Genomic DNA, 13,126 nt, shown 5'->3' with positions numbered 1-13,126 from the left:
TAGGGACTAGCGTTCGCCGCTCATCGCAAAGGATCGGTCCGTTGGCTGTTCGACCGGCGCAGCCGGAGTTCGGGCCGGTCGGGTACGCACTCTCATGGGCCACCAGAACCAGCGGCCCAGCAGTGCGGCGATCGATGGCGTCATGAAGGAGCGCACGATCAACGTGTCGAACAGCAAGCCCAGACCGATGGTGGTGCCCACCTGCCCGATAACCCGAAGGTCGCTGACGACCATGGAGGCCATGGTGACCGCGAATACCAGACCCGCGTTCGTCACCACTTTCCCGGTGCCGCCCATCGAACGGATGATGCCAGTCTTCAGGCCCGCGCTTATTTCCTGTTTGAACCGGGAGACCAGTAGCAGATTGTAGTCGGATCCCACGGCCAGCAAAACGATGACGGACATGGCGAGCACAAGCCAGTGCAATTTGGTCTCAAGAATGTGTTGCCACAACAGCACGGACAGGCCGAAGGACGCGCCCAGGGAAAGCGCTACCGTACCCACGATCACTGCGGCCGCGATAAAGGCCCGCGTAATGAGGAGCATGATGATGAAAATCAAGCAGAGGGACGAAATTCCCGCGATAAGAAGGTCCCATTGCGCGCCCTCGGAGATGTCGTGAAAGACGGCAGCGGTGCCGGCCAGATAGATCTTGGCGTCCTCCAACGGCGTTCCCTTGAGCGACTCCTCGGCGGCCGTGCGTATCGCGTTGATACTTTTTATGCCCTCGGGTGAAGCGGGATCTCCGCGGTGCAGAATAATGAACCGCGCCGCGTGCCCATCCGATGACAGGAACGAATTCATGGCGCGCTGGAAGTCCTTGTTCTTGAAGACCTCGGGCGGCAGGTAGAACGAATCGTCGTTTTTGGATGCATCGAACGCCTTCCCCATCGCGGTGGCGTTGTCGCTCATCTCGTCCATTTGGTTGTAGATGCCCATCATGGTGCTGTGCATGGTCAGCATCTGGATCCGCATGCTCTCCATGACTTCGATCTGCGGCGGGATTGTCGCAACCATCTGCGGCACGAGGCGATCCATCTCGCGTAGGTCGCCCAACAGCACGCCGATTTCTTCGCTGAGCTTATCGACGCCATCCAAGGCATCGAATATCGACCGCAACGACCAGCAGATCGGAATGTCGTAGCAGTGCTTTTCCCAATAGAAATAGCTGCGAATTGGGCGCCAGAAATCCTCAAAATCTGCGATGTGATCGCGTAGTTCGTCGGTGATTTCCTTCATCTGTTCGGTGTCGCCGACCATGCGGTGGGTAGTATCGGCCATCTGCTGCATCAGGTCTTGCATGTGCGTCAGAATCGCGATCGTCTGGGCCATTAGGTCGGCCTGTTTCAGCATGTCGTCCATGCGGTCGCGCTGATATTTCATGGTCTGCAGCTGCCCGGCATTTTGCATGCTTATTTGGAACGGTATCGACGTGTGGTCCATTGTCGTTCCGTCGGGCCTGGTTATTGCCTGCACCCGAGAGATTCCCGGAACCCGGAAAATCCCTTTGGCCAGCCGGTCCAGGACCAGGAAGTCCGCCGGATTGCGCATGTCATGATCCGACTCGATCATCAAAATCTCGGGCTTCATACGGGCCTGAGAGAAATGGCGGTCGGCTGCTGCGTATCCTTCGTTGGCGGGTATGAAGTTCGGTAGGTAGGCCCGGTCGTTGTAGCTGGTTTTGTATCCGGGTAGCGCGAGCAGGCCGACGAGGGCGACGGCGCACGTGGCGGCCAGAACGGGCAGGGGCCAGCGAACCACCACGGTGCCGACGCGGCGCCAACCACGGGTCTTGAGCAGCCGTTTAGGGTCGAACAAGCCGAAACGACTGCCGACATGCAAAACCGCGGGCCCCAGGGTCATCGCGACCGCGACGGCCACCAGCATCCCCACCGCACAGGGAACGCCGAGGGTTTCGAAGTAGGGCATCCGGGCAAATTTGAGGCAGAACGTGGCACCGGCGATCGTCAAACCCGAGCCGAGGATCACATGGGCGGTCCCGCGGTACATCGTGTAATAGGCCGCTTCCCTGTCCTCGCCGGCCTGGCGGGCTTCTTGGTAACGCCCAATGATGAAGATGCCGTAGTCCGTTCCCGCGGCAATCGCCAGCGACGTGAGCAGGCTGACCGCAAACGTGGACAGTCCGATCATCCCGGAATGCCCGAGAAACGCTACGACCCCCCGCGCCGCAGTCAATTCGACCCCGACCGTGAACAGCAGCAAAATCACGGTAATGGGCGACCGGTAAACAAGTAGCAACATGATGAAAATCACCGCAACCGTGACCGCGGTGATCCTGATCATGGATCGGTCGCCGGCATGGTGCATATCCGCGGCCAGTGCAGCCGGCCCGGTGACGTAGGTGGTAATCCCGGGCGGCGCCGGCGTACTGGCGACGATATTGCGGACCGCGTCGATTGATTCGTTGGCCAGGGGCTCGCCCTGATTACCGCCGAGATTCAATTGAACATAGGCGGCCTTGCCGTCATTGCTTTGCGCGCCCGCCGCCGTAAGCGGATCTCCCCAGAAATCCTGAACGCTTTGCACGTGCTTGCTATCGGCCCTCAATTTGCGAACTAGGCCGTCGTAATACTTGTGGGCTTGATCGCCGAGGGGCTGGTTATCCTCGATGACGATCATCGCGATGCTGTCGCTGTTGCCTTCCTTGAACACCTGGCCGATACGCTTCATCGCTGCGAACGATGGTGCTTCCTTGGGACTCAGTGACACCGAACGCTCTTGCCCTACCTCTTCCAAGGTTGGGACGAAGACGCTGACGGCGACGCAAACTGCCAACCAGCCAAGGATGATGGGTATCGAAAAGGCGTGGATTATCCGCGCGATGAGCGGCTTTTCGGTGTGGGTTTTGGTGTCGGGGTCGTTCGCGTATTTGGTAGTCACGCGGATTTCACCAGGCAGTAGGTATAGGCATTGACCTCGTTGGAAATTCTTTCAGCCTTGACGACGTCGTCCACGAGGATCCGGCAACCAATGCTGTTGGTATTGCCCTGCGCCACAAGGTTTCCCATCACCGCCGCCAAATTTGTTGTGATGTGTAACGACCAGGGTAACACCGCGTTGTCAACCCGTTGTGGGTCGGAATTGACGTCGAAATAGCTGATGTCCGCGACCGTTCCGGGTGGTCCGAAGACTTCGTAAGTCAGCCGTTTGGGATTGAAAGGCTTGGTGCTTTCCAGGTTGCTGTCGGCGTACGACTCACGTCTTTCAGAGGCGAAGAAACCGCGGACCCGGTACACGGTGAACCCACCGATGACCACAACCACCAGGATGACCAGTGGAATCCAAGTCCGCGACAGCACTCTGAAAATCTCGAGTCCCCTTTACCGTTCGGCGTTGTAACGAGGCGGACAATACCCGCCCTGTCGGGGCCCATCGGAACGTGTTCAACTTCAGAGCACCGCGCCGAGCCAGCGGCGTCTGCCGTTGGCGTAACCAAGCCTTGCCTAAGTAAATCACGGCCCCGCGCCAGGCTTGGGCGAGAGTTATCACTCCTTTCCGTTGTGCCACGAGTGTCTGTTGGGCCACGAGTGTAACGCATATCACGTGCGTAACGTCCAACTCTTACAAATCACATGATGTGCGTTATCCTCGGCCGGTGGCGCAAGTCAGTTTCCGGCGCGCCCGCACCGAGGAGAACAAGCGTCGGCGTGCGGCGGCGCTCGTGGAAGCGGCTCGCTCGTTGGCGCTGGAGACCGGTGTTGCGTCGGTGACGTTGACCGCAGTCGCCGGACGAGCCGGAATCCATTACTCAGCGGTGCGCCGCTACTTCACCTCACACAAAGAGGTCCTGTTGCACCTGGCCGCCGAAGGTTGGGTGCGATGGTCGAACACGGTGTGCGAGAGCCTGAACGAGCCGGGACCGATGTCGCAATCGCGGGTGGCCGAGGCGTTGGCGAACGGTTTGGCGGCCGATCCGTTGTTTTGTGACCTGCTTGCCAACCTTCATCTCCACCTCGAACACGAGGTGCATGTCGATCGGGTTGTCGAGGTAAAGCGGACGAGTACCGCGGCGGTCGTCGCGCTCGCGAACGCGATCGAGAATGCGTTGCCCGAGCTCGGTCGTTCGGGGGCTTTCGACATCCTGCTGGCTGCTTACTCCCTGGCTGCCACGCTGTGGCAATTCGCAAATCCTCCGGAGCAGCTCAATGATGCCTATGCCGACGAGCCGGAGGTTCTCCCGCCGGAGTGGAACCTCGACTTCGCATCGGCACTGACCCGCCTGCTCACCGCTACCTGCATCGGGCTCGTCTCCGAGTCGTCGTGAACCAAGGAGATGGATCTTGCCCTATGGGTCTAAGATACTTAGTGCAACGAAGCATCGGCTGGGATGGTTGCTGGGACCGCTTGGGAGACCAGCCTTTTCGAAACGTTTCGGATCGGACGCCGGATCGCATGGCGGTGGCGGCGCTCGAACGGCCCGACATGCCCTGGGCAAGCGGAAGGTGATTGAGTGGCGAAGTTGTCGGTTGCCAGCGCCCTGAGGCGGGTGTGGATCGTGCTGGTCATCGCAATCGTCGTGGCGGTGGCCGGGTTCTGCGTGTCTCGGCTGCGCACCTTCTTCGGTGCGCACGACAGGGGCCAGATCACCAGCGGCATTTCCGATGACATCAAGCCGTTCAACCCCAAGCACGTGGTGTATGAGGTATTCGGCCCCGCTGGGGCGATAGCCAACATCAACTACCTGGACATCAACGCCCAGCCTCAGCGAGTGAGCAATGCGCCGCTGCCGTGGACACTGTCGGTCACCACGACACTGCCCTCGGTGAGCGTCAACGTGATAGCGCAGGTCGACGCCGACCAGGTCGGCTGCCGGATCATCGTGAACGACGTAGTCAAGGACGAAAGGTCGGCGAGCGGAGTGAAAGCTCAAACCTTCTGCATAGTGAAGTCCGCATGACCGTTGACCCGACCGCACAGCTTCCGACGAGCCCGAAATTCGCGCGGTTCGTTCACACATTCGCCGTCCCGATCGTCTTGTTCTGGGTGGGCCTTGTCGTCGTCCTCACTGTGTTCGTCCCGTCGCTGGACCAGGTCGGAAAAGACCACACCGTGTCGATGAGTCCCAACGACGCGGAGTCGATGCAGGCGATGAAGCGCGTCGGCAAGGTGTTCAACGAATTCAATACCGACAGCGCGATCATGATCGTCCTCGAAGGCGACAAACCGCTCGGCGATGACGCCCACCACTTCTACGACGAGCTGATCAGGAAGCTCTCCCGCGACACCAAGCACGTGCAGCACATCCAGGACTTCTGGGGGGATCCACTCACGGCCGCCGGATCGCAAAGCTCCGACGGCAAGGCCGCCTATGTCCAGGTCTACCTCGCCGGTAACCAGGGCGAGACGTTGGCAAACGAGTCCGTCCAGTCGGTGCGCAAGATCGTGGACGGGACGCCGGCGCCGCCCGGCGTCAAGGCGTATGTCACCGGCGCGGCCGCGCTCAATGCCGACCAGTCGACAGCCGGTGAGAAGGGTGTTCAGAAGGTCACCGCGATCACCTTCCTGGTGATCATCGTGATGTTGCTGTTTGTCTATCGCTCCATTGTTACGGTGATTCTCACCCTGCTGATGGTCGCACTTGAGTTAATGGCGGCCCGCGGGGTTGTCGCTTTCCTGGGCCATAACAACATCATCGGATTGTCGACCTTCGCGGTGAATCTGTTGGTATTGATGGCCATCGCTGCCGGGACGGACTATGCGATTTTTGTCCTTGGCCGATATCAAGAGGCCCGCGGGCTCGGTGAGGACCGGGAAAAGGCCTTCTACACCATGTTCCACGGGACCGCGCACGTAGTGATCGGCTCGGGCCTGACCATTGCCGGTGCGATGTACTGCCTGAGCTTCACCCGGCTGCCCTATTTCCAGACGCTCGGTGTGCCGTGCGCCGTAGGAATGCTGGTAGCCGTGGCCGCGGCGATCACGCTGGGTCCGGCCGTGCTGACCATCGGCAGCCGCTTCAAATTGTTCGACCCCAAACGGAAGATGCGGACACGGGGATGGCGACGGGTGGGCACCGCGATCGTGCGCTGGCCGGGGCCGATTTTGGCAGTCTCGATCGCGATCGCGCTGATCGGGCTGCTCGCGCTGCCGGGCTATCGGACCAATTACGACAGCCGCAAATATCTGCCGCCGAGCACCCCGGCGAATATCGGATATGCCGCCGCCGACCGCCACTTTTCCCAAGCCCGGATGAATCCGGAATTGTTATTGGTGGAGACCGATCATGACCTGCGTAATCCGGCCGGCATGCTGGTATTGGACAGGATTGCCAGGGGCGTCTTTCACATCCCCGGTGTGTCGCGGGTGCAGGCCATAACAAGGCCGTTGGGAACGCCGATCGAGCACACCTCCATACCGTTCCAGATCAGCATGCAAAACACCACGCAGGTGGAGAACCAGCAGTACATGCACCAACGCATGGACGACATGCTCAAACAGGCCGACGCCATGCAGCAGTCGATCGACACCATGCAGCGGATGTACGACATCATGTCCCAAACCGTCGCCGTCACACACAACATGGACTTGCTGACGCGCGAGATGGTGGGAATTACGAGTGAACTACGCGATCATATCGCCGACTTCGACGATTTCTGGCGTCCGATTCGCAGCTACTTCTACTGGGAGAGGCACTGCTTCGACATCCCCATCTGCTGGTCGCTGCGATCCATATTCGACGCACTGGACGGTTTGGATCAGCTCACCGAAAAGATCACGGAACTCTCCGGTCAATTGGACAAGCTGGATGTTTTGATGCCGCAGATGCTTGCCCAGCTCCCGCCGCAGATCGACACGATGAAGACGATGAAGACGATGATGCTGTCCATGCACAGCTCGATGTCTTCGCTGTATGACCAGATGGACGTAATGAGCCAAAACTCGACCGCAATGGGTCAGGCATTCGATGCCGCTAAGAACGACGATTCTTTCTATATTCCGCCGGAAGTATTCGACAACGCCGATTTCAAGCGTGGCCTGAAAATGTTCGTGTCGCCGGACGGGCATGCCGCTCGCTTCATCATCTCCCACGAGGGTGACCCGGCAACCCCCGAAGGGATTTCGCACGTCGATCCGATCATGAGGGCCGCGAAGGAAGCCATCAAGGGAACCCCGGTGGAGGGCGCTCATATCTGGCTCGGCGGCACCGCTGCGGTGTATAAGGATATGCGCGACGGTTCCAAATATGACCTGATGATCGCGGGAATAGCCGCGGCCAGCTTGATTTTGATCATCATGCTGATCATCACGCGAAGCCTGGTCGCCGCCATCACCATTGTGGGCACGGTATTGCTTTCGCTTGGTGCATCATTCGGGCTTTCCGTATTGGTGTGGCAGCATATCTTGGGCTTCGAATTGCACTGGATGGTGCTGGCGATGTCCGTCATCCTGCTTTTAGCGGTGGGATCCGACTACAACCTGCTGCTGGTTTCCCGATTCAAAGAGGAAATTCATGCCGGATTGAAGACCGGGATAATCCGGTCGATGGCCGGCACCGGCGCCGTAGTGACGAACGCTGGCCTGGTCTTCGCTGCCACCATGGCCTCGTTCATCTTCAGCGACTTGAAGGTCATCGGGCAGGTCGGCACCACGATCGGCCTGGGCCTGTTGTTCGACACGCTGATCGTTCGCTCATTCATGATGCCGTCCATTGCCGCGCTGATGGGACGGTGGTTCTGGTGGCCGCAGCAAGTACGCACTCGGCCCGCCAGTCAGCTACTGCGGCCGTTCGGACCGCGTCCGTTGGTTCGTGCCTTGTTGCTTCCCAAGGACGACGGCGCGGGGGAGACGGCTAACACCCAGCGGGTACCGGTGGCGACTCCGCACTACTAAGGGCCACCTACAAGGCCACGACATCGCGCATGATGTCGCTGAGCTCGGTCACCGGCGCACCGCACGTTAGGCAGGTTGCGTTGGAGTGGCGCCGGAGGCGGCCCACCTGGAGCAGGGCTTCGGCCTCGGCGCGCCACAGGCAGGCGATGCACAGTATCTCGATGGTGTTCCCGAACGGGTCGAGCTGTGGATGGTTGCACGCGTCCACAGCGTGCAGATGAACGACGAAATTGGCTCGGTTGGTGCAGCCGGCTTCGGACTGGCAAGTGATCTCGCGCCAGTCGAGGGCCGCCAGCGTTTCCGGGATCTCGTTGCCAGTTGTTTGGCTCATGCCAGGACCTCCGACTTCCCGACCACAGTCGTACCCGACACGCGCGCGCCCACTCGATGCTCAGCTAGTCGGGGATTCATTATGGTTACCCGTGCCCGGCCGTGGCAAGGGTCCCCAGCGCGCAGCCTGCGGTTGTTTGGGAACCAACTGGTATGTCGTGCATGGCCTGCGTCCTGGTAGTAGCAGCGGGTCAAGAGAAACGCTGTGTATCGATAACTGTCACTATTCCGCGGCGGCGTAGCGGAATCAATACTGCCGAGTAGCTAACGATTGGCGAGAAACGATTTGTTCCCCGATCGGCGGACTAATCGCGACTGCTTCAATAAGTGGCTTACGAAGTGGCTTACGCCCAGTCCCACACCGACATGTCGCCGGCCGGGTAGTTGTTGCAGACGTCGGTGGACTTGGCGACGACGCCCTTGTTGTTGAAGAAGATCTTCATGTGGTTGGGCCAGGCGAACCACAGCGGATCGCCGTTGTAGTGTTGTAGTCGATCATGTAGCGCTGGTAGTAGACCGGGCTGGTGTCCCTGGTGGCCGCCAGGATCTGTTCGGCGTCGCAGGTGGTGGCGATCATCCTGCGCGGTATCGGAAAGTCCTCCGTGGAATCGGCGGCGGCGGTCTTCGGGAAGGTCACCGCGGCGACCGCGAAGGCGGCAAAAAATGCGAGGAAGGCGGCGCCTGCGCGCAGGCGGAGGTTCGGCCGAGACATATTCATTACCGTAACACTTTCAACCGTGGCGAAGATCTCCGGAGCGAGATTCCTAGCCCACCTTACTAGCCGTCTTCACCAGGAACAATCACGTGTGCGGGGTCAGGTCGAAGTTCTGGCGGAGCCTGGCTGTAGTCGCCGAACGGGCCGTCGCGGCGCTCGACGGCAGCCCGCACACCCTGGGTTTGTGCGGTCTGGATGAACTCGAGTGCGTCCGGCGTATTGCGCATCAGGCCGTCAAGAATGCCGCCCAGGACCTGAGTGGATGCCAGGCCCATATTCTCGTAGGCCTGATTCACGATCAGCTTCTGTGCCTGCAGCTGCGACAACGGGATCTGCGCCAGTTCGGCGGCGATTTCGGCGACGCGAGCCTCGAGTCGCTCGAACGGGACCGCCTCGTTGATCAGCTCGACCTCGGCGGCCTGGACCCCGGTCAGCGGGCGGCCCGTCAGTGAGTGCCATTTGACCTTGGCAAGGCTCAGTCGGTAGAGCCACATCCCGGTCAGGTAGGCACCCCACATGCGGCTATACGGGGTTCCGATCACGGCGTCGTTGCTGGCGATCACGATGTCGGCGCACAGCGCGTAGTCGCTGGCTCCGCCGACACACCAGCCGTGTACTTGCGCGATCACCGGTTTCGATGCCCGCCAGATGGCCATGAACTTCTGTGTCGGCCCGGTCTCGCGGGCAGACACCATGGCGAAATCCTTGCCCGGATCCCACTTCCCGTCGGTCAGCATGGATTCACCCCAGTGCTGAAAGCCGCCGCCGAAGTCGTAGCCGCCGGAGAAGGCGCGACCGGCGCCACGTAGCACGATGACCTTGATGTGTTGGTCCCGCTCGGCAAGCCCAACTGCGGCCTCGATCTCGTCGGGCATGGGCGGGACGATCGTGTTGAGGTGTTCGGGGCGGTTGAGCGTGATCGTGGCGACCGGACCGGCCGTCGTGTACAGCAGCGTCTCAAAGTCGGATGTCGGCATGTTCAGCGACGATATCCGCGCCTATTCACCCGTTGCGCCGGGGTCGATGACTTGGACCACGCCACCGGTGACGCCGGCGATGAAGAGCCGCCCGGTCACCGAATCCACACCCAGCGAGTAGGGGTTTTGCACGCTGGGAATCCGGGCGACTCGTTGGGGGGCCTGTTCGGCCAGGCTGTAGCCAATTACTTCGTTGGTCCCCGAGGAGGCGACCCACAGGCGCTCACGCGTCGCGTCGTACCCGATTCCGTACGGTCCGCCCGGCTGTGCTGCGCTGCCGATTTCGCGTGGTGTCGGTAGCGGATCGAACACCCTGACGGTGTCGCCGCGGGTATCGGTGACGATCATGCGGCCCCGTCGGTCGGCGACCACATGGGTGGGGCCGGCACCGGCCGGGCTCGAGCCGACGACGGTCAGCTTCTCTGCGTCGTAAACCGTCAAGGTGTTCTTCCGCGCATCGACCACGCCAACGGTGTTGCCGAATGCTGCCACCCCGGCAGGTTGGACGCCGTCTGGGAAGACCTTCACCGTCTTGTCGCCGCGTAGCACGCTCACCGTGCCGTCGTGTTCGTTGGTTACGAAGATGGTCCCGTTGGACGTCGCCGCAGCATCATGCGGGAAGGTACCGGTGGGGATCGGTGTCGACGCCTGTCCGCGTGGTCCCCGCGTTAACTCCACCCGCACCAGGGCGTTGGCGGTTTCCATCGGCACTAGGACCGGACCGCCAGGCGCGGCCAGCTTCAGGTGGCGAGCTGACGCGGGTAGCGAAACCCGGGCGGTTATCGCTCCGGAGTCGATGTTGATCAACACCAGCTCGTTCGGGTAGCGAGTGGCCACCGCGACGGTGCGGGTCGCCGCGTCGACGGCGACGCCTTCCGGGTAGGTGCCGACCGCGACCACGCGCCCGGACGGGGTGATGGTCGGCGCGGGCGCGAACTGCGGTTCGGCCGCCGGCGGCAATGCCTTTGTTCCGCCGTTGCGATGGCCGCAACCGACCAGTGCCGCCGCGGCGATTGCAACTGCAAGCTTCAGGTGATCCCGCCGGTTCATCGGTGCGGCGACAACATCCGGTGCAGGAACGAGTAAGTCAGCGCCGATTTGAACGCGAGTTGTTCGTTGTCCGCGGCGCCGCCATGCCCGCCTTCGATGTTCTCGTAGTACCAGACTCGGTGGCCCGCGGCTTCCAGGGCCGCCGTCATCTTGCGGGCGTGGCCCGGATGCACTCGATCGTCGCGGGTGGAGGTGGTCATGAGTATTGGCGGATACTTCCGGTCGGCCGAAATGTTTTGGTATGGCGAGTATTCGGAGATAAATGCCCAGTCGTCCGGGTTGTCGGGGTCACCGTATTCGGCCATCCAGGAGGCGCCGGCCAGGAGCAGGTGGTAGCGCTTCATGTCCAGCAGCGGGACACTGCAGACCAATGCACCGAATTTCTCCGGGTATTTGGTCAGCATGATCCCCATCAACAACCCCCCGTTGCTGCCGCCCTGCGCGCCGAGCTGCTGGACCGTCGTTATGCCCCGGTTCACCAGGTCGTCGGCCACCGCGACGAAGTCCTCGGCCACTTTGTCCCGGCCTTCGCGCATCGCCTGGGTGTGCCAGCCCGGTCCGTACTCGCCGCCACCGCGGATGTTGGCCAGCACGTAGGTGCCGCCGCGGGCCAGCCACAGCCTGCCCAACACACCGCTGTAACTCGGCGTATTGGAGGTCTCGAATCCGCCGTAGCCATACAGCAGGGTCGGGCCCGGCCCGTCAGCGCCCGGAGGCCGCACTACAAAGTACGGGATTGCCGTACCGTCCTGAGATGTCACGAAATGTTGTGTCACGCCGATATTTTCGGCGTCAAAGAAGGTTGGCGCGGATTTGATCTGTTCGAGTTGGTCACCGCCACCGCGCAGTAGCCGGGACGGCGCGGTGAATCCGCTGGAATCGAGGAAGAACTCGTCGCCCTTGTCGTCGGCGGCGACGACAACGGTGTTGGTTGCCGGCGGGATGCCGGTGAGCGGCTCGCGCTGCCAGGGGTCCGGTGACGATCGCAAGCGCGGCGAAGCCGGGCGCAGCGGGTCGTCACCCAACGGGTCCGGTGACGATCGCAAGCGCGGCGAAGCCGGGCGCAGCGGGTCGTCACCCAACGGGCCCGGTGAGGATCGCAAGCGCGGCGAAGCCGGGCGCAGCGGGTCGTCACCCAAGGTGCCGGGCGTGACGATCTCGACGCGGCTGGCGACATCGGCCAGCGTGACGAGCAGCATCCGCTCGCGGGTCCACGAGTACTGATACAGAGCGGTGTGTGCGTCAGGCTCGAACACCACTATTAATTCCGCTGTGCCGGCAACGAATTCGTTGTAGTCGCTGGCCAACAGCGAGCCCGCAGCGTATGTGGTGCTGCCGCGGGTCCAGTCGGTGCGCAGCTCGATCAGTAGCCAGTCGCGGTGAATCGACAAACTCGCGTCGGTGGGTGCGTCGATACGAATCAGGTCCGCGCCGCGCAGTTCGTAGACCTCGTCGTTCCAGAAGTCCAGAGCTCGCACCAACAGGGTGCGTTCGTAGCCGGGCGTCCGATCCACTGACGCGGCGACGCGGACGTCGGCGGGTGTGCCTTCGAAAACCGTCTCCGCCTCCGCCAGCGGCGTGCCGCGGCGCCAACGTTTGATTATCCGTGGATAACCGGACTCGGTGAGCGAGTCGGAACCGAAATCGGTGCCAACCAGCACCGTGTCCGCGTCCTCCCAGCTGACCTGAGATTTGGCTTCGGGCAACTGGAACCCGCCGGCGACGAATTGGCGTGTCAGCATGTCGAATTCGCGCACCACGCACGCGTCCGAGCCGCCCGGGGACAGCGCGACCAAGGCGCGGGTGTGATCGGGCTCGATCACGCCGGCACCGGCCCACACCCACTTCTGATCATCGGCGCGACCCAAGTCATCGACGTCGATCAGTATGTCCCAGTCGGGAGAATCGGTGCGGTAGCTGTCCAGCGTGGTGCGCCGCCACAGGCCGCGCGGGTTGGCAGCGTCGCGCCAAAAGTTGTAGAGGTACTCGCCGCGACGCACCACGTACGGGATTCGGGCATCGGTGTCGAGCACTTCGAGCGCCTGGGCGCGCATCCGCTCGAACTCGCCGCTGCAAAACTCCGCCATTGTCGGCTCGTTGCGCGCGCGTACCCAACCTAGCGCCGCCTCACCGGTGACGTCCTCAAGCCACAAGTACGGGTCGGTCGTGACTGCGGAGAGAGCCTCAGATGTCATGGAAGCCA

9 protein-coding genes and 1 pseudogene are annotated in these 13,126 nt (G+C 61.7%); 3 read left to right on the top strand and 7 right to left on the bottom strand.

Features of this window, described 5'->3' with window-relative positions; genetic code table 11:
* Positions 1–6: 6 nt before the first annotated feature.
* Both MSIMFI_RS02805 and MSIMFI_RS02800 read right to left on the bottom strand, forming a co-directional pair.
* Positions 7–2,901: an MMPL/RND family transporter gene (locus MSIMFI_RS02805; RefSeq protein ID WP_191496040.1), complete on the bottom strand. Its 2,895-nt coding sequence runs from the start codon at positions 2,899–2,901 to the stop codon at positions 7–9.
* Positions 2,898–3,320 (bottom strand): MmpS family protein, encoded by a 423-nt coding sequence (locus MSIMFI_RS02800; RefSeq protein WP_191496039.1) that lies wholly within the window; start codon positions 3,318–3,320, stop codon positions 2,898–2,900. The genes MSIMFI_RS02805 and MSIMFI_RS02800 overlap by 4 nt, the downstream gene beginning before the upstream one ends.
* Positions 3,321–3,598: 278 nt before the next feature.
* Here MSIMFI_RS02800 and MSIMFI_RS02795 point away from each other — a divergent pair, with 278 nt between their 5' ends.
* The 3 genes from MSIMFI_RS02795 (at position 3,599) to MSIMFI_RS02785 (ending at position 7,851) form a co-directional block, all read left to right on the top strand.
* Positions 3,599–4,285 carry a TetR/AcrR family transcriptional regulator gene (locus tag MSIMFI_RS02795; protein WP_191496038.1) on the top strand — a complete coding sequence of 229 codons (687 nt, stop codon included), beginning with the start codon at positions 3,599–3,601 and terminating at the stop codon, positions 4,283–4,285.
* Positions 4,286–4,471: 186 nt separating this feature from the next.
* Entirely contained in the window at positions 4,472–4,918 is a 447-nt protein-coding gene (locus MSIMFI_RS02790) for an MmpS family transport accessory protein (RefSeq protein WP_191496037.1), read from the top strand.
* On the top strand, positions 4,915–7,851 hold the full coding sequence (locus MSIMFI_RS02785) for an MMPL/RND family transporter (protein ID WP_191496036.1): 2,937 nt from the start codon (positions 4,915–4,917) through the stop codon (positions 7,849–7,851). The genes MSIMFI_RS02790 and MSIMFI_RS02785 overlap by 4 nt, the downstream gene beginning before the upstream one ends.
* A 7-nt stretch (positions 7,852–7,858) precedes the next feature.
* Here MSIMFI_RS02785 and MSIMFI_RS02780 read toward each other — a convergent pair whose 3' ends face one another.
* From MSIMFI_RS02780 to MSIMFI_RS02760, 5 genes and pseudogenes are all read right to left on the bottom strand, one after another.
* On the bottom strand, positions 7,859–8,182 hold the full coding sequence (locus MSIMFI_RS02780; RefSeq protein WP_191496035.1) for a hypothetical protein: 324 nt from the start codon (positions 8,180–8,182) through the stop codon (positions 7,859–7,861).
* Between the two features lie 343 nt (positions 8,183–8,525).
* A pseudogene (locus MSIMFI_RS02775) lies at positions 8,526–8,893 on the bottom strand (DUF5078 domain-containing protein).
* Between the two features lie 65 nt (positions 8,894–8,958).
* Positions 8,959–9,873: a crotonase/enoyl-CoA hydratase family protein gene (locus MSIMFI_RS02770; protein ID WP_191496034.1), complete on the bottom strand. Its 915-nt coding sequence runs from the start codon at positions 9,871–9,873 to the stop codon at positions 8,959–8,961.
* Between the two features lie 21 nt (positions 9,874–9,894).
* Positions 9,895–10,923 (bottom strand): YncE family protein, encoded by a 1,029-nt coding sequence (locus tag MSIMFI_RS02765; RefSeq protein WP_191496033.1) that lies wholly within the window; start codon positions 10,921–10,923, stop codon positions 9,895–9,897.
* Positions 10,920–13,118, bottom strand: a complete 2,199-nt coding sequence (locus MSIMFI_RS02760) for a prolyl oligopeptidase family serine peptidase (protein ID WP_191496032.1) — start codon at positions 13,116–13,118, stop codon at positions 10,920–10,922. Before MSIMFI_RS02760 ends, MSIMFI_RS02765 begins: the two co-directional genes overlap by 4 nt.
* Positions 13,119–13,126 lie beyond the last annotated feature (8 nt).

The sequence above is a fragment of the Mycobacterium simulans genome (genome assembly GCF_900232995.1).
In the GTDB taxonomy this organism is placed as follows: domain Bacteria; phylum Actinomycetota; class Actinomycetes; order Mycobacteriales; family Mycobacteriaceae; genus Mycobacterium; species Mycobacterium simulans.
The sequence above is the reverse complement of the archived record's forward strand: the minus strand, read 5'-3'. Positions and strand labels throughout refer to the sequence as shown.